25 protein-coding genes and 1 pseudogene are annotated in these 20,322 nt (G+C 48.4%); 19 read left to right on the plus strand and 7 right to left on the minus strand.

Annotated elements, in window-relative coordinates; translation table 11 throughout:
• Positions 1 to 451: 451 nt before the first annotated feature.
• From G463_RS23655 to G463_RS0114300, 3 genes and pseudogenes are all read left to right on the plus strand, one after another.
• Positions 452 to 1,117: pseudogene (locus G463_RS23655) on the plus strand (transposase); the annotation flags it as partial.
• A 617-nt stretch (positions 1,118 to 1,734) separates the two neighbouring features.
• On the plus strand, positions 1,735 to 2,073 hold the full coding sequence (locus G463_RS23855; protein ID WP_281171086.1) for a peptidoglycan-binding domain-containing protein: 339 nt from the start codon (positions 1,735 to 1,737) through the stop codon (positions 2,071 to 2,073).
• A 1,587-nt stretch (positions 2,074 to 3,660) separates the two neighbouring features.
• Positions 3,661 to 4,140 (plus strand): hypothetical protein, encoded by a 480-nt coding sequence (locus G463_RS0114300; protein ID WP_026975710.1) that lies wholly within the window; start codon positions 3,661 to 3,663, stop codon positions 4,138 to 4,140.
• 29 nt (positions 4,141 to 4,169) lie between these two features.
• Here the strand turns inward: G463_RS0114300 and G463_RS22940 are convergent, their stop codons facing one another.
• From G463_RS22940 to G463_RS0114320, 4 genes are read right to left on the minus strand one after another with little or no spacing between them, the layout of a single operon-like run.
• A complete protein-coding gene (locus G463_RS22940; RefSeq protein WP_156900228.1) occupies positions 4,170 to 4,313 on the minus strand; it encodes a hypothetical protein in 144 nt (47 codons plus the stop codon).
• A gap of 14 nt (positions 4,314 to 4,327) precedes the next feature.
• Complete coding sequence (locus G463_RS22945) at positions 4,328 to 4,486, minus strand: hypothetical protein (RefSeq protein ID WP_156900229.1); 159 nt, start codon at positions 4,484 to 4,486, stop codon at positions 4,328 to 4,330.
• 15 nt (positions 4,487 to 4,501) lie between these two features.
• On the minus strand, positions 4,502 to 4,729 hold the full coding sequence (locus G463_RS0114315) for a hypothetical protein (RefSeq protein WP_026975711.1): 228 nt from the start codon (positions 4,727 to 4,729) through the stop codon (positions 4,502 to 4,504).
• A 5-nt stretch (positions 4,730 to 4,734) separates the two neighbouring features.
• The gene (locus G463_RS0114320) at positions 4,735 to 4,974 is read right to left on the minus strand and encodes a hypothetical protein (protein WP_051322328.1); all 240 of its coding nucleotides are present in this window, start codon (positions 4,972 to 4,974) and stop codon (positions 4,735 to 4,737) included.
• A 101-nt stretch (positions 4,975 to 5,075) separates the two neighbouring features.
• Here G463_RS0114320 and G463_RS24070 point away from each other — a divergent pair, with 101 nt between their 5' ends.
• Entirely contained in the window at positions 5,076 to 5,288 is a 213-nt protein-coding gene (locus tag G463_RS24070; RefSeq protein ID WP_035487413.1) for a helix-turn-helix domain-containing protein, read from the plus strand.
• A 667-nt stretch (positions 5,289 to 5,955) separates the two neighbouring features.
• On the opposite strand, the gene G463_RS0114335 is transcribed toward G463_RS24070, so the two are convergent.
• Positions 5,956 to 6,795 carry a tyrosine-type recombinase/integrase gene (locus G463_RS0114335; RefSeq protein WP_026975714.1) on the minus strand — a complete coding sequence of 280 codons (840 nt, stop codon included), beginning with the start codon at positions 6,793 to 6,795 and terminating at the stop codon, positions 5,956 to 5,958.
• A gap of 885 nt (positions 6,796 to 7,680) precedes the next feature.
• On the opposite strand from G463_RS0114335, the gene G463_RS22950 reads away from it, so the two are divergent.
• The 7 genes from G463_RS22950 (at position 7,681) to G463_RS0114360 (ending at position 10,932) form a co-directional block, all read left to right on the plus strand.
• Positions 7,681 to 7,950, plus strand: coding sequence for a hypothetical protein (locus tag G463_RS22950; protein WP_156900230.1), 270 nt, complete (start codon positions 7,681 to 7,683; stop codon positions 7,948 to 7,950).
• Between the two features lie 71 nt (positions 7,951 to 8,021).
• Complete coding sequence (locus G463_RS22955; RefSeq protein WP_156900231.1) at positions 8,022 to 8,591, plus strand: hypothetical protein; 570 nt, start codon at positions 8,022 to 8,024, stop codon at positions 8,589 to 8,591.
• 282 nt (positions 8,592 to 8,873) lie between these two features.
• The gene (locus tag G463_RS0114345) at positions 8,874 to 9,647 is read left to right on the plus strand and encodes a hypothetical protein (RefSeq protein WP_026975715.1); all 774 of its coding nucleotides are present in this window, start codon (positions 8,874 to 8,876) and stop codon (positions 9,645 to 9,647) included.
• A 151-nt stretch (positions 9,648 to 9,798) separates the two neighbouring features.
• The gene (locus G463_RS24075; protein WP_035487416.1) at positions 9,799 to 10,008 is read left to right on the plus strand and encodes a helix-turn-helix domain-containing protein; all 210 of its coding nucleotides are present in this window, start codon (positions 9,799 to 9,801) and stop codon (positions 10,006 to 10,008) included.
• On the plus strand, positions 10,009 to 10,380 hold the full coding sequence (locus tag G463_RS0114350) for a hypothetical protein (RefSeq protein WP_026975716.1): 372 nt from the start codon (positions 10,009 to 10,011) through the stop codon (positions 10,378 to 10,380).
• Entirely contained in the window at positions 10,380 to 10,631 is a 252-nt protein-coding gene (locus G463_RS0114355; protein ID WP_026975717.1) for a hypothetical protein, read from the plus strand. The genes G463_RS0114350 and G463_RS0114355 overlap by 1 nt, the downstream gene beginning before the upstream one ends.
• 1 nt (position 10,632) lies before the next feature.
• On the plus strand, positions 10,633 to 10,932 hold the full coding sequence (locus tag G463_RS0114360; RefSeq protein WP_026975718.1) for a hypothetical protein: 300 nt from the start codon (positions 10,633 to 10,635) through the stop codon (positions 10,930 to 10,932).
• 503 nt (positions 10,933 to 11,435) lie between these two features.
• Here G463_RS0114360 and G463_RS0114370 read toward each other — a convergent pair.
• The gene (locus tag G463_RS0114370; protein ID WP_026975720.1) at positions 11,436 to 12,326 is read right to left on the minus strand and encodes an IS1595 family transposase; all 891 of its coding nucleotides are present in this window, start codon (positions 12,324 to 12,326) and stop codon (positions 11,436 to 11,438) included.
• A gap of 97 nt (positions 12,327 to 12,423) precedes the next feature.
• On the opposite strand from G463_RS0114370, the gene G463_RS0114375 reads away from it, so the two are divergent.
• The 8 genes from G463_RS0114375 (at position 12,424) to G463_RS0114410 (ending at position 19,848) form a co-directional block, all read left to right on the plus strand.
• Positions 12,424 to 13,404, plus strand: coding sequence for a hypothetical protein (locus tag G463_RS0114375; protein ID WP_026975721.1), 981 nt, complete (start codon positions 12,424 to 12,426; stop codon positions 13,402 to 13,404).
• 809 nt (positions 13,405 to 14,213) lie between these two features.
• Positions 14,214 to 14,720: a phage virion morphogenesis protein gene (locus tag G463_RS22960; RefSeq protein WP_026975722.1), complete on the plus strand. Its 507-nt coding sequence runs from the start codon at positions 14,214 to 14,216 to the stop codon at positions 14,718 to 14,720.
• Between the two features lie 15 nt (positions 14,721 to 14,735).
• Positions 14,736 to 15,077 carry a hypothetical protein gene (locus G463_RS0114385; protein WP_026975723.1) on the plus strand — a complete coding sequence of 114 codons (342 nt, stop codon included), beginning with the start codon at positions 14,736 to 14,738 and terminating at the stop codon, positions 15,075 to 15,077.
• Positions 15,077 to 17,503 (plus strand): phage tail tape measure protein, encoded by a 2,427-nt coding sequence (locus G463_RS0114390; RefSeq protein WP_026975724.1) that lies wholly within the window; start codon positions 15,077 to 15,079, stop codon positions 17,501 to 17,503. Before G463_RS0114385 ends, G463_RS0114390 begins: the two co-directional genes overlap by 1 nt.
• A 120-nt stretch (positions 17,504 to 17,623) precedes the next feature.
• Positions 17,624 to 18,136 carry a hypothetical protein gene (locus G463_RS20600; RefSeq protein WP_026975725.1) on the plus strand — a complete coding sequence of 171 codons (513 nt, stop codon included), beginning with the start codon at positions 17,624 to 17,626 and terminating at the stop codon, positions 18,134 to 18,136.
• Positions 18,137 to 18,261: 125 nt separating this feature from the next.
• Positions 18,262 to 18,882 (plus strand): PspA/IM30 family protein, encoded by a 621-nt coding sequence (locus G463_RS0114400; protein WP_026975726.1) that lies wholly within the window; start codon positions 18,262 to 18,264, stop codon positions 18,880 to 18,882.
• 120 nt (positions 18,883 to 19,002) lie between these two features.
• On the plus strand, positions 19,003 to 19,506 hold the full coding sequence (locus G463_RS0114405; protein ID WP_026975727.1) for a hypothetical protein: 504 nt from the start codon (positions 19,003 to 19,005) through the stop codon (positions 19,504 to 19,506).
• Positions 19,507 to 19,563: 57 nt separating this feature from the next.
• A complete protein-coding gene (locus G463_RS0114410) occupies positions 19,564 to 19,848 on the plus strand; it encodes a hypothetical protein (RefSeq protein WP_026975728.1) in 285 nt (94 codons plus the stop codon).
• Positions 19,849 to 19,996: 148 nt separating this feature from the next.
• On the opposite strand, the gene G463_RS20605 is transcribed toward G463_RS0114410, so the two are convergent.
• Positions 19,997 to 20,322, minus strand: a 326-nt coding sequence (locus G463_RS20605; RefSeq protein WP_026975729.1) for a transposase, incomplete at its 5' end; no start/stop codon positions are given.

Here is a 20,322-nt window from a genome sequence, read left to right on the forward strand (position 1 = left end):
TCTCTTTCTTAAAAGCCATCCCATCTGTCTTGACAATGTGGGGTTCAATACGTCCCATCTCCCATCTCCTGTATTGAGGGCGGGTGTACCTCGGACATGTGCCCTCGTTTTTCACTACTCAGGATATGGAGAGGTGTATGTTCTAGGTTCTGGGCTTTAACCTAAAACGATTTTCGTGGGAGCGGGCGTAGTCCCGGATTTCGTGGAAATTTGAAAGTGGCGGTCTCCTGACCCCGTTTGGTATAACGGGTTTGGGGAATATCAGGAAAGGAGAACGCCACTATCGAAATCAAGAGTACACGAGATTGCGCTGAAAAACCAGAAGCAGTTTACAAGATTCGACACGTCAAAGAACCTCTCTGTCCAACTGGCTCTGCTGGATGTCATGGAAGCGACCAAGGAAGGTCTGATGGCGCTAGCGGTGCAAACCGGCTTGCGTGTCATCCAGGCCATGATGCAGGAAGAGGTGGATACGCTCGTCGGTCCCAAGGGCAAGCACAATCCGGAGCGCAAGGCCGTACTGCATGGAAAAGAGAAAGGTTTCGTCATCCTCGGCGGTCGCAAGGTGGCTGTGGAGAAGGTGCGAGTACGCAGCGTGGATGGCCGGGAGATTCCACTCGAGACGTATCAGGCCCTGCAAGATCCGGAGCTGTTGACGCAAGCTGCGTTGGAGCGGATGATCCACGGACTGTCCACCCGCAACTATGCGTACGGTCTGTAGCCGGTCGGAGAGGAATTGGAGTCCTCTGGCACGAGTAAGAGTTCCGTCAGCCGCCGGTTCATTGCAGCCACGAGGAAGCTGCTGGCTGAGTTGATGCATCGGCGTCTGGATGATCGGCACTATGTGGCCCTCATCATCGACGGCATCGTGATGGCAGAGCACACCGTGGTAGCGGCCATGGGGATTGACGCAGATGGCAAGAAGCAGATGCTAGGGGTATGGCACGGAGCCACCGAGAACGCCGCTGTGTGTAAAGCGCTCCTGTCCGACCTGGTGGAACGTGGCTTGAAGACCGACGACGGAATTCTGGTCGTAATTGACGGAAGCAAGGCGCTGCGGGCGGCGGTACGGGATGTGCTTGGCGACACGGCCATTGTCCAACGCTGCCAGGTACACAGTGTGCCCAGAGCGGGGCGTATTGGACCCGCGCAAGCTGATGGTGACCAGCCGGTGAAAGTCCGGTCCGGGTAATCGCCAGGGAGCCCGGTAACAGACGGCCGGTGTTCGGGAGAAACGCCGGGCATCGAAGCGCCGTGTCGAAAGCCCTATAGGGGGAGCAACCAGCCGGTCCGTAGCATCAAGCGAATCCTGCCGCCGCGTGATGACAGCCCCAGAAGGGGAACAAGCGAGAGCCGAGCCGGGTGTGTCACGGCGAAGGCCATGGAAGAGGCGAAGAACCTGGATGGCAGTCTCGAGGAACTCGCCGCGGTAAGGGGAGCGGAACGGATGGAAGGCCATCATCGGAACTGGGGAAGCCCTCCCTGGCCCTGCTAAGCAGGAGACGGAGACCGTATAATCGGTGAGCCCCGGGAAGTCGGTGCTCTGCCAGAAGGGTGGCGGATGGGGGCGTAGTACCGCCTGAGGATGCTGGACAACAAAACCGCATTCGAGGGAAGGCCCCCTGCTAATTCCATGCGAGACGAAGAGAGGGGCGTTGCATGAATGCCAAAGACAGCTAATCCCATGCAGGAAAGGACGCGCTCTCTCCAAATAGGCGCGGATTGGCGGACTGCGTGCCAGCTCATCAACAGGACGGCTACGCTACGGCGCCAAACTACGCGCAGACGCTCATCAGCATCATTGAGCAGTACAAGCTCTACCAATACGACACGCAACCGGCTCAACCGGCGGTACAAGGAGGTGAGGGAGACGTGCAAGTACCGAATCTGCAGCAAGGCGTATCCGGTCACACCAATGCCGTGAAGGCCGTGCAAGCCATCGTTGGTGTCACCGCAGACGGCGTGTTCGGGCCGGACACAAAGGCGGCCGTGCAGAAATGGCAGTCTGCACACGGGCTCACGGCAGACGGTATCGTGGGGCCGCAGACGTGGGGCGTCATCCTAAATTCTTGAAAATCACTTGAAAGGATGATGTAACATGGCGCAGTTTCCGAATTTCAACCTCCAGACGGCAATCCGATGCGGGCAAACAAATCCGAGATCGCGCTAAGCATACCCAGGCTTCCTTTCGTGCTATACTGAAGGTAGGAGCAAAGGGGAGGGGCGACTCTCCTTTGTCTCACTGACCTACTTTCGTTTGCGGTGACGGCCGCGTTCGTACAGAAATCAAATTTTTGTGCGGCAGGTGGACGTGGACGGTTGGATTGAGAGTCAGATCCAAGACGGGGAGAAAGGTTGAAAAGTACTGCAGACACCGTTCTCAAAAACCTTGTCACATGGCAAGGTTCTTTCTGTGCAATTTTATTTCGTAACACGAAGGTTTGCAATCCGTTTGCAAATGAGTGTTTGCAACAAAAAAACGGCTCCCCGGAAAACCCGGGAAGCCGCGTCACTACTATGGTGCCGAGAACGGGACTCGAACCCGTACGGGGTTGCCCCCGGCAGATTTTAAGTCGAAAACCAAGACCCCTAAACTCATCGTCGTATTAGGGAAAATCTTTGTGTTGGCGCGGATTGTACGGTATTGGAGTATTGTTCTGTATCGCTCAATTTTAAGGTGTTGTACGACGTTCGGTTGCAAAATGGTTGCATGGTTACATGGCTTGGTTGCTCCTGTCATGGGACATCCAAGCCGTTTTTTGTCTGTAACGACTCCGCAGTGGTGTTCAGAGCCACAGCGATACACGGCGCGTCCCCTCACTGGAGGACGCGCTTTTGATTTGTCACGAGACTTATCCCCGTTTTCGCCTCGCGTTTATCAGGTTTAATGATCTAATCAAATGCCCATCTATCGTTCATAGAACTCTAAAATTAATGCAGTACGGTAGATTTGAAGCAATGAAACCATTAGGATCGTGAGGGGTTGTACTATGAGGAGAATGCTCATCCCAACAGTGGCAACACTTACACTGCTGGCATCATCGTCAGTGGCATTTGCCGCGACTTCATCGAGCACACATACACAATCCAAGTCTACTGCGACAACAAAAGCATTGGAGAGCTACAAAACCGCCCCGACTGTAATATCGTATAATGGGGTGACTGTCTCTAAGTCCGTACATATTGTCGCGGTTGATCCGTCGTCAAAAAAGTCTACAAGTTGGGTGCCTATATATTATGTGAATCAAGTCTTAGAAAAGGCCGGGGTACACGCATCTTGGAATGCTACTTTACATGAATGGGACATCACACTTCCAAAAACGTGGAAGCCAAATGTGAGTCAGCTACCTAAGAGTCAGTCAACAGATTCAGCGCGAATTGCGATTCGCTTTACAAACACAAATACTATCGTCGAATATGCGCCACGTATTGTAGCACCGGATGCATACAGCCATGTGTCAACCACGTATGTACCCGTTTACTATGTCGAACAAGTCCTAAAGCGTATGGGATTTCAGACTAGCTGGAATGGAACGGATTGGGTCATTAAACACTAGACACAACTGCTTAATGGGGTGAACTGGTACAGTTAGAAGGGGAACCGTCATGATTGAGGTTCCCCTTCATATTTGCGCATACTGATGTTGAGGTGGTGGACGGGTGCTAAACTTAAAGCGTGGCGATATCGTGTATTTTTCGAAACGGAAGCGAGTAGATGTTTACCGGATTACGATGAAACCGCATAAAAATGATTATCAATATCATTTGAGACGTGTTGCAGACGAATCGCCGGAGAAGTTGCCGGGAAACGTGTCCGAATGGCCTGATTATGTGTTCTTTAGGTACGAAGACGCGGAACGGGACGCGGCACGGCGCAAGCACGAAATGGAAATTCAATACGAACGGAACTTTAGCGATTGGGAGAGATTGGTGCTAAGTGATCCAACCGTCATGATGAAGGCTATGTATAGTGCTTGGCGAAGTCACGAGTTTTGGTCAGACTCATATTTGGATTTTATATATGAATATGAAGATCGTAGATTACCTAGGAATCGGGATACATTACGTCGGCAGAGCGAAATAGTCGTCAGCAAAATCCGCGAATACTTCGGCATCGACTTGGATGAAAAAGGGGAGTAGGCTATCCTACTCCCCCGTACATCGGCCTCTTAGTTTGACAGTAAAGTGGGCAAAATCCTTACGATAATATCCATCAAGTCCTCTTCACCTTCTTCATATTCAATCTCCCATACTTTCCCATACTTATCTACATACGTGTCGTATTCAACTCGTGGCACAAACGTCTTCTCCATCTGGATGCCCCTCCTTAAAGATAGTACGTAAGGACAATGTCGACAAAGATGTCCATCAAATCTTCGCCCTGGCCTTCCTCAAAATCCTCAACGGTTACGAATTCCCATTCTACGCCCTTGGAGTCCATGATCTTCACGACTTCTGTTATTCTCTTATCCCGTTTCTCATCCATTTCCCATTCCCCCTCCTAATTTTGCTTGGCCAGCATGTAACCCGCTCGATATGCGATCCACGTTAACCGCGATAACACAATGTCCAGCGGTACGAGTATGTCGTCGGCGTTTACTCCCATTCTGTACAATTCCGCCATCAAATCTACCTCGGCTTCGCGATATTCCGCGTCTGCAACACGCGCAAGCTGTTTGATGTCTTCAGCGAACTCTTCGGGCGTGCAGGTAAGCTGTATGGCGTGCATAGGATCTACCTCCACTGTTTTCTACTCTCTGAAATGATGCGATACAGCGCGATTACGGGTTTGTTCCGCTGTTCCCACTGCTCATCACGCAGCAAGGGGATGTGGAATTCTCGCTCCATTTGCGTCATCAGGGATGCCAGAGCCATGTCCCTTTGTTGCGTGGACAGATGAGACTGCATGATGCACTGATACTGTCGATGGACGGCGGACAGCCGTTGCTTGTCGCCGATGGAGTGGATGAGCACTGTACGGTCACCTCCCCTACGACTGTACGACTAGGCGTACATATCTTTAAATAGAACATAGTACAATTAGGCGTACAGGTCAATACGCTGGAGGAAATAAAATGTTCAGGTTTGAATTGGGCAGATTGCTGAAAGAGCAAGGAATCAGCCAATCCGAGTTATCAGCAATATCCGGTGTACGTCGGGCACGTATAAATCAGATATGTAATGAGAAAAACGTCTCCCGCGTGGAAATGTGGCACATCGATGCCATTTGCAATGCGTTAGGCGTTGAGCCGTGGCATTGGATAAAATGGGAGCCAGACGAGGAATAGCGAGACGTCGACATTTGGGAGGGGTATGTAATGTTTCATTTGCCAATGCGTTCTCCTCATGTCAGACACGAGGACGGGAAAAGTGACATTTTTGGGCCAACCATTATTCTTGAGGATGACGGTGGGTTTTCTACGCTGACGGAGGAAAGAGTAGCTAAGGTGACAAAGTTGGCGCGAGAGAACAGTCTGAAGGTGGAATTCAAGGACGGTGACATACTAGACTTGTACGATATATCAACCTACGATTATAATGAAATCCTTTGCTGGGCGACCGTGAATAAACTGCACATAAAGTAGCAGTGTCCAATTCAGATGCTATTCCGGTTCGTGTCCGTAAACGCCAGAAAACAGGAGAATGTGGGAGATATTCGACGTAAGCCGGAGCAGATTTGATTAAGCGTGTCCACCGGAGCAAAATTAGTACCAGGTGATAAAAAATGCCGTGCTAGTGCCGAATATTGAGCGTTTATGGGTGAGGGGGAGGGTGTACAAAATTGGACAAATATACACCTTCACTGTGGTAAAACGTGATAATAGACAAGCAACCGCGCCCGCCCGTTCTCGCTTCCTGAAATCTCGCACTCACAAAGCAAGCCACCGCCGCGACATGGACGGTGACTCAATGAATAGGCACACCCGATATGGTGAGTATACCACATTGTTCCAACTATGAGAATACGCGGTCAATCACTTTGTGCAATTCATCCTGGGTCGGCTTACTGTATCGGCGTGTTACGTTGATGTCGGAATGTCCGGCTAATTCAGCTACGACTGCGATGTCCACGCCATTACTCACCAAATCACGACAGTACGTGTGTCTGAGCATGTGTGGGTGTATCCCATATTTACCGAGGATGTATTGCACCATGCGCGGGGTGATACGTCCCTGACGCGACAGGAATAGTGCAGGATTGATGTCGGTGCGCGTCTCCAAATATCGTTGCAAGTATAAACGTGCCTCACGAGGGAGTGGTACGGAACGTGCTACATCACCTTTGCCGTGACGTACATTAACTTGTCCTTTGCGCTCGGACATAACAATATCCGTCTTGTCGAGTGCGCACAACTCAGATACTCGCAAGCCGGTTTGAAGAAGCATATATACAATTGCGATATTACGTGTATTACCGTCGCGTTCCACGTCGCGCAGGAGACGGTTACGCTCATTGCGGTCGAGTGATTTGGGGGCAATGTTACGTTGTTTTCGTACCTCTGCTTTACGGATGTCGCGTACAATGTCTCCTCGTTCAAGCCAATCGGCAAACACACTGATTGCAGCATACGTCTTGTCGATGGTTACAGCTGACTTTCCCTGTTCGTCCAGGTGTGTGATGTAGGACTGAACATCGAATCGTGTTGGATTGTTGATATCACCATTTGATGTGGTCAACCAATCAGCAAAGGACTGAAGCGTATGTGCGTATGTCTTAGCGGTCAGATCACTCTTACCAGCTTCGATTTGTGCAACACGGAATCTCTCGATGACTTCTACGAAAGTTTTTTTCATCGATAAACACCCCGTTCAACATCATCTATATCCTCATTTTATGCTTTGAATTTCTGAGAAGTCAACTTCTACGAAACTCATTCACAAGAGTAAAATCCATTCGACAAGCGACGAGAACAAACGGTGAGAGAAACAGGACATCCAACAACGTATCATGACAACACTCCCCACCACCAACAGGGGAACGCATGGGGTAACGTCTGGTGTTTGGCAGCGCAAGTCATTGAGCGTCGAGAGGGCAGACTTGGTGTGGGTGGGAGAGTAGTGAACGTAAAACCGAGGTAACGTATCGGGATGTGCGCGAATGAATAGATAGGAGATTAGCGGAATGAAAGGGGATGGGGGTCAAACCCCTGAGAAAATTGTTATTTTCGACCTCGGTGCCACACAAACTAGACTCCGCGATGAAATAGATCACGCGAACTCACTGGTAAAATTTTCTATATGGTCAAACTTATTGCGCCACTTACGATTTCACTATGCCGCAAAAACGCGATCCCCATTTAGTTATAAAATTTTTCCAGAAAACCTCGACCAGAGAGGATATGACAGCAGGAGAACTCCGCCGAGCGTCGAATGAATTAGCGGGAGGGTGTGTTATGGAGGAGATAGCAATGGACGAATTAAAGGAGAATCTACAATTAATCCTGCACGAATTGGAGCTACTAAACGAGAAATTCGAATCACTAGATAAGCGCATGGAGAACCATTTAAACGAAATTTGTGTAGTGCTGAATGGGAAAAGCACTGTAAAAATGTTCTAAGTGTCATATTGCCCCGCACTTCCGCCGCTTAACCAATTGCCTATGTATACAACAGATGATGAAATCAAACTCTTTCGCGTGGCGAAACTAATTAAGAAAATAACGTTTGTGGAGTTGTATTATGAGACGAAATCCTACTTTTTATCAAACCAGATTTATTGTTAGACAAATGCGAAAGAAGAAAATGATTCGTAATAGATCGGCAAGGACGTCTCAGGTGCAAAACAGAAAACTTTCTGATGCAGAAATCTTTTTGAACGTTTTTGTCTATTCATTTGGCTCAACTGGTTTTACTGTATGGATTTTATCGGGGAATTTAGGCGTTGGTGTCCTATCTGGTGTTGCCATCGGAATTGCCGTGGTTGCATTAATTTGGGGATTGTCGCGGTAATGGGCAGTCATGCTCGTAGCAGAATTATGGTCTTGATGCCGTGTTTATCTTCTATGAATTGAGGAGTAACATTGAAGAGAAAATTCTTAGGTTGGGTTATTGTTATCCCTGTGGCTATTTGCGCGGTTGCGTTTATGATTTCGAATTCTCATACACCAAACTTTGGCCCTAATCGTTCTTCAGAGAAGTCCACAACAAATTCTAATGCTGTTGATAGTAATAGCTCTGATGGGGGGCCCGGTATAACCGATTTCACAGTGAATGCCGATGTCTACAATGACATGGTTGATTTGTTCTTAAAAGCTTATGATGACCAAGATGTAATAGATGGACTAGCAGATCTTAACAAGGCCGAAGCTATTAAAGATAAACAGCATACAGTAAATGACCAAACTCTAATCCAAGACGGTCAGAATATTGTAAATGACCTTAGTGGCTACGTTCCTCCAGCAACGCCCAATAATCCAACTCCCGTTCCCTCCACGTGGTATGATATGTCTATTTTGGCGAATGATTTAGAGATATACTCTCCTGAAAACGGAAAACAAGCTGATTTTTGCTTGGCGGAATTTCAACAATTTTTATCACAGGAACCTAATAGTCAATCGCAAGATTGTCCTGGCTCCATACCCATGCAATAATTCGTATCTCGATAATCATTCGACCTTGTTCAATCATTGCGGAAGTGTTTTCCTTAATGCTCGTTATGCAAAACGCGGTATATCGGCACGCCGCGTTTTTCTGCATCCCCACATGACCATTTACCCGTCCACACCCCACATATGCTCATTAGAGTGCAGTACAACGCATCTCACAGGCAAAAGAGGCATCTATATCATCGTCTGTTGATATATCATATATAGTGTGATATAATATATATAGCGGTGAGGACACACCGTAGTACATAGCGAGGGGGTCAATGAATGCCGCAGCGAATCAAGTCATATGAAGAATTTGATCTACAAAATTTCGAAAAGTATTACGAACGAGAGCTAATGGGAGACATGTGGGCGCTGGCTTACCGAATGGATTACGAACGAGTACTGGCCAGCAATGCATTGACACCGCGTGACCGACAAATCATCTGCATGTATTTGCTGAACCTTGATGAACACGAATTTGCGGAATTACTTGGTATCACACAACAGGCTATATCTGATCGTGTAACGCGCTGTCTACGTAACCTGGTTAGAGCATTAACTATGGCACATGTTCCTCTGAGTCAGAACGTACATGATCGCAACCTGAAATGTGTTCATCCTGTGTGGGACAAGTGGATGATCGATGTGCTGTACAACCAGAATCAGTGGTGGCGAGTTCCCGATGATGTTCGCAAATACATTCAGCAACGGTTTGGTATCACGGGCAACGCGCAGGATAGGACAACGTACAACGAAGAACGAGATGGAGAAGAGTATCCAATTCGATTTCCGAAGAGTTGGTTGGGCAAGGATCGCACGTTCAAAGGACAGCCACGCGAACGAGTTTACATGGATGAATTGATCTATGGGACTGAAATGGATTCGGTAGACGAACCTGAATTTGACATGCGGATCGGGAAACGTAACAAGCGAAAACGATGGGCTGATTTGCCTCACGATCCGTACTTAAAGAAGATATCGGGATTTTGGTCATATCCAGCGTTGAATGGTGAGGTAAAAACTTGTAAAAACGTCTCGCAAAGTACTTATATATGACGAGGTCGAGGGTGCGCACTGCGTATATCGTCCATATCGTCCATATCGTCTTCCTCCCCCCCCCTCCTTAAAGAAGGGCGTATTAGTCCTCCTGGTGCGCCCTTCTCTGTCCATTTTTGTTGTCAATGCAAACAAGAAAGGGGTGATACACGTGAAAATTAGTGGTCGAACAATACGTTACATGCGCATGGGCTGCGGACTTAGCGCAAGAGAATTGGGACGCAGAACGGGGTGCACTGGCGCGTATATCTCTGCCATTGAGCGTGGGGAGCGAAGACTGACAGACGAGGTGAAGCACCGTTTACTAACTGAGTTAGGATTTACGAGTTCTGATTTTATCGATAAAAAGGAGGCCATATAGATGGCAAATTACCCGAAAACGCAAGAAGAATTACTCGCCAAAATGGTTGAGACAGTGGAAGCAATGCAGCAGCTTGCCGATGTACTCGAACGTCGTGCCCAACGAATTAACAAATCAACGCAATCAGACAACCTAGCACTGGAACAACAACTGAAACGTAGCAAGTTGAATCAGGAGATGATGCGCGCCGAGCAAGCGCGAACGCAAAAGGCAGAATATCAGTTCGATTGCATTGTTGTATCAAACGCCATGCGTGACAAGGAGATATTCACCAGGCTACACAGCGGGTGGGCACTAGTGAGCGAGGAAAAGTATGAGCCAAACCCGACGGCGATGGTCAGACTTGTATTTGCTAAGAAGGAGGCAAACTAATGGCGATTGTGGTCAATGGCAAGCGTTTCACAAATCCGCAGGACATCCGAGAGTACACGAGGAAACTGCTGTGTAGCGCAGGACAGATCGATGACGAGGGTGACTGGGAATTCCGAACGGTTAACTTTGGACTGCTCCGCTTTCAACCAAAAGTGGTTTACGAAATGCAATTGGAGACGGTTAGCGGTTGGGAATTTGTAGGGATGGCCGATTTAGTCGGTATCTACGCGAGGAAAAAGGAGGCAAAATAACATGGCAGTCAAACTCCAAGACGGCAGACGCAGGTATTCTCCCGGATCAGGCTATGGGATCGAGAAGCAGTGCTACACATTCGACGACACGTACTCTATCAGTGTGGATGACCCCAAACATATCAAACATTTTGTCGAGCAAATGGGCTTCACTCCCGTATCATCGAGCGACGATCAGTATATCGTAATGGACTTCGAACAGCGTGCCCAGCCACATCAGTTGCAAAATCTCTTTAAGCGTATGCATGACTACGATTTGCTGACCATCAAAGGCCGTATTGTCGTATTGGCTCGCAAGTAAATCACACCAATATACCGTTGCCAATCTATATCAAACACACGGGCCGTCCATCGTGGCGGCCTGATATATCGGAGGAATCGTATATGCGGCGTATGTGTGTTGGCAAGAGACTCACAGGCATCCGACGCCGTGCTGGTGTCTCTCTTGGTCACATGTCCCGCAAGTTAGGGATGAGTCGGGAGGAGCTTATCGACTTGGAAAACAGCGTGACTATCGACCCATCATGGGTGGGCGCGTATATGGATGCGCTTGGATTGGAGAAGGCAAAGTAATCACATCACATAGCGCCTGCGGCGCGACTACGCAACCGTGAACATATGTCGCGCCGATACCCCATCACACATTTCCGGTCTGATAAGTCCCCGCCGAAGGCGGCGTCTAAATCGAACTGTACCACACCATTATCGTGCGCAATATATCCTGGTCTGCTTGGTTGCGCCGTAAGGCGCTGAAACACGCTTCACACATTGTATACGAACATATGTTCTGGTTATGCACTCTGCTCAGGACACCTTGGCTGGAGTCGCAGAAACACAAGCATGGAGCAGTCTCCAGAACAATTCGTTCGGATTTTGTCGCCGATTGAATCGGTAGCAGAACTCGTCCAAGTACGTTTGCATGAAGCGAGTGCCCAGGCCGTGGTAGGTTCCGTCAATGAATGCTTTGGCGTTGCCGATCAATACATGCACCCACTTGAGAAAGACATCCGGATCGGATTTCTTGAAATCCTGAGGGGCATGTTGGTATCCGAGCTCAGGCAGACGCTTGTAGGAGGTGTGTCCGTCGGAAATGATGGTCGACCCCGGTGCAATCACTTCCTGGGCAACTCGATGAATCTCTGCTATCGTCACTCGTTCCACGACTTTCATCCGTACGAACTGGGGATACCCGTCGGCGTCGGTCTGAAGCGCTACAACGACACCTTGTTTTGTGGTTCCTCGTCCATCCGTACCGGATTTGGGAGCGCCAAAATAGGCGTCATCCATCTCGACAAGACCCGCTAGGCGGTAATGCGCATCCCGTTCCTGCATCGCTCGGCGGATTTTGTGCAGGAGCCGCCAGGCGGTCCGATAGTTCAGGTCCAGGACCTGCGCCAGGGATAAGGCGGAGCGGCCTCGTTTGTCATGAGCAACCAGGTAAATGGCCCAGAACCAAACCAAAAGCGGCAGCTTCGTCTTGTGCATGATGGTTCCGGCAGTCAGTGAGGTTTGGTGACCACATGACGGGCATTCGTATAGCATGCGCTTTTCGATGAAATAGAATCGGTCGCCGTGGCAACGTGGACAAGAAAACCCGTTGCCCCAGCGGAATCGAAACAAGTGCTCTCGACAGCTTTGCTCGTCATGAAATTTGCTTTGAAATTCAAGCAATGTCATGCCTTTGACTTTCGGCATTCTGTTTCACCTCAGAACTAATGTTCGCGTTCTTAGTATACACCTGAGGTATGTGCATAACCAGAACATATGTTCTGTAGGAGGATAACGATGTAATATGACGATGGATAATAGCGTATGCGATGACGTATCAAAGGCCGACACTTATATCAATGATATTGCACCGATCCAATCACGAGCATTGCAGGGTGACTCAATTGAGCATCGGTATTTTCTCAACGTCCGCACCGACATTGACGAGAATGGTGAACCGGTAATCATCGCACCGGCAAAGACACATTATGTACGCAGCTATGCGCAACGCGACGCATACAAAGAGAATATCGAACGTCAACAGCGACGCGCAGAATCAGGGGAGTTCTCGTTTCACAGTATACAGGCGATACGAGAAATGAGCATGATCGAGGATAAACATTGCGGGTATCTGCTAGGATTGACGGCGTATCTAGGCTATGACGATATCATCCACAATACAGATCGTAACCGTACGCCCATGTCAAAGAGTGATGTCATGTCTACGTTGGGGATCTCGGAACGTACCTATCAGGAGTTTATGACTACTATGCGTCGGCACGGTATCATCAAGGATGTTGTTGTCGATGGAATTAAAACGTACAAAATCAATCGCAAATACGTGTTTCGGGGACAGTCATATAAGGGATTGCGTAAAATCAAATCGTTTCACGAACAAGTACGCGAGATGTACAGCGCGAATAATGCGAAGGACTTGGGATTCGTTTACAAGTTGTTGCCATACGTACACTGGTCGACCAACTATTTATCGCATAATCCCGATGAAACTGATCCAGACAATGTGAGCACAATGAGCCGCAAAGACTTGGCGGAGATCACTAAATTGGACGAGAAAACATTGACAAGTAAGATGAGACGTATGCGTATTGCTAACAATCCAGTATTTGCGTGTGTACGTGTTGGCGATGAAATGGAGTACATGCTCAATCCCGAAATTTTCTATCGACGCGATGGTAAACCAGACGATACTATCATCGTCACATTTGCTAATATGGTACGTCGATCAAAAGAACGTAGCGAAAATCGAAAGAAACGTAAACATTGATCGAACACTACTAAATAAATTCAAGATATAAGAAGTGATCAAACGGCATTTTCCGCGTAACGGCGCGGTTTATCGGCATTTTAGGTATGCACGAAATTCCCTATTCTTAATCTGACCAAAAAGTGCTATAAACCCAGTCATGGCGCGGAAAGTGTCGTTATTTACCAAATCCTGTGGTATGCACGAAATTCCCTAGTAATAATATTCCAATTGACCTATTCTGCTGCCCACACTCTCAATTCGATATGCAGATTTTGCTACTGCTTCGTGTTCCGAAATATTTTAAGCCACATCAACTCCACCTATACACGGGTGGATTTTTTATTGGGAGGTGAGATCGAGTGAACCAACTGTGGCGGTTGGATCGGGAATGGCTTGCCGCGTATTCGGAAGATCCCCACGTATGGGAATCCATTAGGCGTTATCGCGACGACTTTGAATTGATGGCCGAATATTACCGCGATGGTCGACTATTCGCACGTCAATGGCGCGTTCCTACATCACGTAAGCGAGTGGCACGGAGATTGCTCAAATGTGATGTTGAGACGGCGTAATTCAGACGAAATGTGTTGGATGACTAATTGGTCACAGTCACATGAAATGGGGTTAAGAAACGCATGTACAACGCACGAAAACGGAAAAAGTGTACCATATGCACGGTCATAAAACAGGCGTTGTGATGAATGGCCGTCAGCCCCGCCTTTGCTGACGACCGATAACGGCCACGTATGCCGCCCTACCTGAGTGGCAGTATACGTCAACGTGAATGACGGTATGTGTCGGACGGTGATGTTAGAAGATTACGGATTTTGTTGGAGGTGATATGTACGAACGTTCATGAATCATTCGATGAGTTGATCGTCGACGTAACCAAAGCGTCATACGCTATTCGTGCCGAATTGGAGGCTACATTGGTTGTCGCAGCCGAGCGTGTCAAACAAACCGCGCAATCCAAATTTGGCGAATATCAACCCGCTATTGGGCCGTATGTTGCATGGGCATTATTAAACCCCGATTATGTGATGCGAAAAGGTGCGGAAGATCCGTTGATAGGACGATACTCCAACGGATCAAACAGTATGTGGCCGACGGCGTTGAAGGACAGTATCGAGACACACGTAGACAAAACCATATTAGAGGCGCATATTGGCACGAATAGTCCACTCGGTAAGTGGCATGAGTTTGGATTGCCTGGACGTAAAACACCATTGCCACCGCGTCCATTTTTGCGTCCGGCGTTGCACCAAGAAACGGATTGGATTTTGTCTGAAGTAGAGAAGTCCATCGGCGGAGTTTTGCCGCGACTATTCAAATGACGAGGAGAGATATACATGATCACGTTGCCGGAGCTACGGGTGCCATACCCGTCAGGCCAACAAGTGTATATGCACCAGGTCGGTGCAGTGTTGCGGTGTGAACTGCTCGATGAGACAGGACGTACACTGCGGTCGGTGGATGTGCCGATAGCTGATTTGGCGCAGTCCTATATAGAGTCGGAGGATATGTTGCGTGCCAATAGAAACCGAATCAAAAAGGTGAAACGCAAAGTGCATCGTGCGATTGCGAAAGGCTCACATCAGATGCCGAGCGGTGCTGAGGACATACTGAAAATTCCATTTCTCCGTGTTGTCAACTCTATTTTGGAGCGACTATTCGATGAGGAGGTGGTCTGATGCCGGGAAGTATATATGAGCTTGATGTTGTTGTCAGGTTGCGTGACATATATTCAAAGCAACTGAGTTTATTTTCGAAAAACCTTGGGTACGCAGAGCAACAGTTGAAAACGGTTAAGGCCGCTATGTCGATGTTTGGTGCGTCAAGTGCTGAGATTAATAAGGTTACGTCCGCGCTAAACCAGATGGCGCGGGCAAACAAGATCAACCAACTTGCAGCAGACATGAAGGCGGCGGGGGCGACAACCGCGCAGATCGAGGCGATGGCCGCAGGGTTTAACAAACTCGCCGATGCACAGGAGCGTTTGGCGTCCGCGAAATCGTTGATGCTAAAGGGCGGATTGACTGCTGCGGCGGGGGTAGGACTTGCTGCGACGATGATTGAGCCGATCAAAAACGCTGCCGACCTACAAAAAGCCATGACTCAGGTGCAGATTGCGACACATGCAAATGCAGCACAAATCAAACAACTCACCTCGAATGCCATGCTCGGTGGTTTGGATACTGGTTTATCAAGTGTAATGGTGTCAGAAGTGCAAAGTGCTATGTCGAAGAGTGGTTTGCCGCTAAATGCACTTCTTAATAAGACTGTGTTTGATCAATATCTCAAATTCAGTGACCTGTTATATCAACGCGATGGAACACCCGTTGACGAGTCCGCTGCTGCGGCGGTGCAGATGTCGCACGAGTACCAACTCTATTCCGATCCGAAGAAACTGGCGGATTTTCAAAATCGTCTGTGGAAAACTTTGGCTGTTACACACGAGGGGATTCAGCCGTACCAGCAAATTTTCAGTTTTTTTGCGGGTACGGCAAATCGATTAGGTATTAACGCCGACGATGCGCTGGCAATGGAGAGTTTCCTTGTGCGTAGTGGTCTTGCTGGAAATGGACGAAGTGGCGGAGCGGACATCAAAGATTTTCTGCAACGTGCAGCTACTCCAGCAACTGATACCGCAGCCGCATTGATGAAGAAGTATGGGCTCATCAACAAGAATGGACAAAGTGTGTTTTTCCAGAACGGTAAATTTGTCGGTCTGGACAAAATGATCGACATTATGCAGCAGTTTAGCGCACGGTTTCACGGCAACAAAGCAGCTGAAATACAGGCGATAACCAAAATTTGGGGCCAGCAAGGTGGGCAATACGCCCTAGCGTTGTCCGGTGTAAATGCCAAGGAAATGAACGCACTCCTGCAAAAGCAAATCGGTGCTGTACCCAGCATTGAACAGTCTCAAGCGATGCAAATGAATACGATATCCGGTCAAATGCAACGACTCAAGGTGGGCTGGCAGGATATGATGACTGGACTAGGCATGCCGCAGTTGTCAAGTGCGTTGAACTTCCTCAAAACGATCAATAGTATTGTCACCAAAATTGTCCAGTTCGAGCTTGTTCATCCGGCGATGATGAAGATGGCGGGGGATTTTGTTAAACTCGCCTCGGTCGCCCTACTATTTCGCGGCTCTCTTATGGCCATAGGCGGTGCTGCCAAGGCGATGAACACGATGTTCACGTTTACCAAACTGTTCGGTGACTTCGCCAAACTAAGCAGTACGGCTAAATTCCTTGTGCATGACTTTGGAATACTCGGCGGCACATCTAAAATAGTAGGCCGAAGTATCGGTATACTGGCCGGATGGATTGGGCGTATTACTGGTCTGACACGTGTTTGGGCCGCTGTGCAAATGGTGGCGAATGTCGCAATGCGTATGTCACCTGTGGGGTGGATCATCACGGGTATAAGCGCGTTGATCGCCGTGATTGCCCTTCTCGTAACGCATTGGAAGACGGTCGTATCGTGGCTCCAAAAGGCGTGGGAATGGTTCAAAAATCTCGGCGTAGGTGCCCAAGTCGCCATAGCTGCAATCATGCCCATTATAGGACTTCCGGCGTTGATTATTGCACACTGGAAGCAAATTGAGACGTTCTTCGGGAACCTTGGACGCGAGGCGCTAAGTTGGGGGAAAAATATCGTACTCGGACTATGGAACGGTATCAGCGGTATGGTGGGATGGTTTGTATCTAAAATCAGCGGATTTGTCAATAAGTGCATCACCGGCCCCGTTAAATCACTTTTGGGGATACACAGTCCATCTAAGGTATTCCAAGAATTCGGCGGTTATTTGGCGCAAGGACTTGCTATTGGTATGACAAACAATGCCCATCTTGTATCACATGCCGCGAATCATCTGTCCAATGCTACTGTACCAACGAGTATTGGTAGTGTGATGAGAAGCGTTGGCGGAATAACCCACCGTGGCGGTGACATCCACATTCACGAGGGCGCGATTCAAATCAACGGGTATGGCAAGGACAAGCGTGAGCTTGCGCAAGAGGTTGTCGCGCAACTCGGTGGACTGGCGAGGATGCACAATATGTCTAATGGTATTCGCTCAAACAAACTGGCATTTGGTCATATGTGATATATGCCCACCTTCCACCACACGGAGGGTGGGCGCTTTTTTGTTTTACCACATTTCCAATGCAGGAATATTCTGATCGATGAGGAATACATAGCACATAGCAAGGGGAGGGTGAATAGTATGCGACGATTGGCGACGGTGTGTGTCATGGCAAGTACAATGACGCTATTGTTAGTCGGTTGTGGCGGCACGACATCAAATGTAAGCGCGTCTTCTTCATCACAAAAAGTAACGGTTGACCCTAAACAGGCGTATGTTGACAAACTAAATAGTATGGGAATCAGGAACATGTTAAAGATCATCTCTGAGTACGGAACGAGCGTACAATCGTTGGATGAGACGAATCAAAACGATGTACAGGAACTCGAAAATGTGGATGCCACGGGAATTCCGAAGTATCAAAGTGTGGTAACGCAGTTGAAGTCCATGAGTGTTCCGAAGGATTACCAACAGTTCAACACAGAGTTGGAGACAACCCTTTCGGAGTTCGTTCAGACCATGCAATACATGGATAAACATCTGAAAACGCCGGGCGATACAACAAACATGGCGCAGGCTACCGCACACTATATAAGTTCCACAAATGCTGTGATGAAGCTATCAAAGCTACTTCCGTTTGATCAGTTACAATAACGGAAATTGAGACGAGCCCCCTTTTCTAAGAGGGGGTAAAATTTTATTGCGAATATATATTGATCTTCGGTATAACGTGATATATACTATCTATAGCGGTTGATCCGGTATAGGAGTGATACGCAATGGCGTTTCCGACAGGTTCATCTAAAATCCCGTGGCAAGAAAGTGAATTCGAACGACTCAAGGCTCTCATCCTGGAATCCGTGAGTGAGGGTGGCACCATCATGGACGGCTGCATACGTTTCGAAGAGGAAACCAATGGGCTACGCACAAAGGCAGCCAATCGGTATAAGTGGACAACGATCATAAAGCCACAGTGTGAAGATGAGTATTTGCAGGCTCTGGAAAAGGGGCGCGAAGCAATCGCGCAACGTTCTCTTGAAGGTGTCAAGAATCCCATTCGCGGTCGTGTGGCCGAAATCGTGAGACACGGCGACGATGATGAGTCACGCATGACTCAGCGAGAATTGATCCGTTTCCTGCGCACTGTTCAAATTGTGGACGAGGATGTGGAGCAAATGAAACAAGAACTTGAGCAGGTTCGTAACGAATTGCAGGAGTATAAGACCAAGTATGAGGCTTTGAAGGCGGAATACGATCAGATGAGAGAAGAGCATGACAAGCTCCTAGATGCATTTGCGATTGCGCGCAAACGATTTATCGACACTCCGTCAAGCACCACCAAGGTAGTTGTGGACAAAAGTGGTGTTGTGCAGTCCGTTAAGCCGGAGAACGAGGAATAGTAGGTTTCACAACACATTGGATATGTCGCAGGGTGCCTCCGCTAGGCGGCATCCGACGTTTACATATATGTTGATTATATCAACAATATCATTTAATGCTGTGTTAGGAGGTATAGAACCATGAACATGTGGGAACGGTTGAGATTGGTGCGTAAGGCAAAGGATCTGTTGTCATTGACGGATGTGGCGTCACTTCACTGTTTGGCTGCACGTCACGAGGATGGGGCTTGTCTGTACTTTGATCCTTCCGAAGAGGAGTGGGTAGCAATATGTGATAACGGTGATTATGCGATTCTGTGCATTGAAGAACGAAATTGGGATGTCGTTGATTGGGCGCGTGACTATCTTCGCGAATTGCCTTTTGACGAGGTTTTAGACTTCTTTGACGCAATCGGTATCGAAGTTGATGAATTGGAGCCTGAGGGACAAGAGGATGAGGCTATATTTGCTGAATGGCTTGATGCACAGTTAAACTTCGCTCTCCAATTCAGCAACCGTTGTGAATTGATGTTGCAAGTATGGGTAGATAACAACGCCGATTCTCTTGAAGAAGAATTCCATACGATTATGCAGCGACTCGATGAAATGGAATCTGAATTGGTTGAACAGTTAACGGCCAAATAACGCCATTGCACAATGTGGTTAGGTGCGGCGGGAATAAGCATGGGGGAGGGTAAAACCATGTTGGATGTACTGGATTTTGTCAAACCGGTACCGTATGCAACTTATTACAGGGAATCTGAAGCTGCGGATTATTTTGGAGTCGAGATCAAAACCATTCGGCGAGTGTTAGGACGACATTGGGACGAGTTTGAGAGTGACGGTGCCAAGGTCGTGGTGCATTTCAAGACCAAACGTAAGCAGTACTACCTAACACGCCGCGCAATGAAGCGACTGGCGATGTTTCTCAAGTCGCCCGTGGCAAGGAATGTGATGGACGCATTCATTCAAATAGCGACACGGTGATACATAGCTTGTCGGGCAAGTCGGATAAGCGGTGTTGCGTACATATGAGTCCATTGGAGGAGGATAAGATGACCGAAATGCTCACTTTGGCGGAAGTTCAACAAATCTTGCGAATTGGAAGATCGAAAGTATACGAGCTAGTGCCCCTTCAGGCAACCTTGATCTTCTTTTGTTCCCGTAGAAGGCTAGCGTTTCGCCTGTGCTTATTGCGCCAGCGAATATATGCCCGAATTGCGTCAGCAAGTGCCTTGTGGTCCTCATGGTTGCTGCCACTCAGCACAAACTTGCGCAACGGCCCGAAATGACACTCAATCCGATTGAGCCACGATGCGTGTGTCGGAGTGTAGACCAATTCCACATTGTTCTCGACCGCCCAGTTTCGGACACGCTCATGCTTGTGCGGCGAAAAGTTGTCCAGGATGATGTACAGCCGCTCGGAACGGTGATAACGACGGCGTAGCACCTTGAGAAAAC

The organism is Alicyclobacillus contaminans DSM 17975, from assembly GCF_000429525.1.
Lineage (GTDB): Bacteria > Bacillota > Bacilli > Alicyclobacillales > Alicyclobacillaceae > Alicyclobacillus_A > Alicyclobacillus_A contaminans.

What these genes read in the sequence shown, in the direction of transcription:
- G463_RS22940 (WP_156900228.1), bottom strand. Translation starts at nt 4,313, where the DNA reads ATGGAGAAGACGTTTGTGCCACGAGTTGAATACGACACGTATGTAGAT.
- G463_RS22945 (WP_156900229.1), bottom strand. Translation starts at nt 4,486, where the DNA reads ATGGATGAGAAACGGGATAAGAGAATAACAGAAGTCGTGAAGATCATG.
- G463_RS0114315 (WP_026975711.1), bottom strand. Translation starts at nt 4,729, where the DNA reads ATGCACGCCATACAGCTTACCTGCACGCCCGAAGAGTTCGCTGAAGAC.
- G463_RS24070 (WP_035487413.1), top strand. Translation starts at nt 5,076, where the DNA reads ATGTTCAGGTTTGAATTGGGCAGATTGCTGAAAGAGCAAGGAATCAGC.
- G463_RS0114335 (WP_026975714.1), bottom strand. Translation starts at nt 6,795, where the DNA reads ATGAAAAAAACTTTCGTAGAAGTCATCGAGAGATTCCGTGTTGCACAA.
- G463_RS22950 (WP_156900230.1), top strand. Translation starts at nt 7,681, where the DNA reads ATGAGACGAAATCCTACTTTTTATCAAACCAGATTTATTGTTAGACAA.
- G463_RS0114345 (WP_026975715.1), top strand. Translation starts at nt 8,874, where the DNA reads ATGCCGCAGCGAATCAAGTCATATGAAGAATTTGATCTACAAAATTTC.
- G463_RS0114350 (WP_026975716.1), top strand. Translation starts at nt 10,009, where the DNA reads ATGGCAAATTACCCGAAAACGCAAGAAGAATTACTCGCCAAAATGGTT.
- G463_RS0114355 (WP_026975717.1), top strand. Translation starts at nt 10,380, where the DNA reads ATGGCGATTGTGGTCAATGGCAAGCGTTTCACAAATCCGCAGGACATC.
- G463_RS0114360 (WP_026975718.1), top strand. Translation starts at nt 10,633, where the DNA reads ATGGCAGTCAAACTCCAAGACGGCAGACGCAGGTATTCTCCCGGATCA.
- G463_RS0114370 (WP_026975720.1), bottom strand. Translation starts at nt 12,326, where the DNA reads ATGCCGAAAGTCAAAGGCATGACATTGCTTGAATTTCAAAGCAAATTT.
- G463_RS0114375 (WP_026975721.1), top strand. Translation starts at nt 12,424, where the DNA reads ATGACGATGGATAATAGCGTATGCGATGACGTATCAAAGGCCGACACT.
- G463_RS0114385 (WP_026975723.1), top strand. Translation starts at nt 14,736, where the DNA reads ATGATCACGTTGCCGGAGCTACGGGTGCCATACCCGTCAGGCCAACAA.
- G463_RS0114390 (WP_026975724.1), top strand. Translation starts at nt 15,077, where the DNA reads ATGCCGGGAAGTATATATGAGCTTGATGTTGTTGTCAGGTTGCGTGAC.
- G463_RS20600 (WP_026975725.1), top strand. Translation starts at nt 17,624, where the DNA reads ATGCGACGATTGGCGACGGTGTGTGTCATGGCAAGTACAATGACGCTA.
- G463_RS0114400 (WP_026975726.1), top strand. Translation starts at nt 18,262, where the DNA reads ATGGCGTTTCCGACAGGTTCATCTAAAATCCCGTGGCAAGAAAGTGAA.
- G463_RS0114405 (WP_026975727.1), top strand. Translation starts at nt 19,003, where the DNA reads ATGAACATGTGGGAACGGTTGAGATTGGTGCGTAAGGCAAAGGATCTG.
- G463_RS0114410 (WP_026975728.1), top strand. Translation starts at nt 19,564, where the DNA reads ATGTTGGATGTACTGGATTTTGTCAAACCGGTACCGTATGCAACTTAT.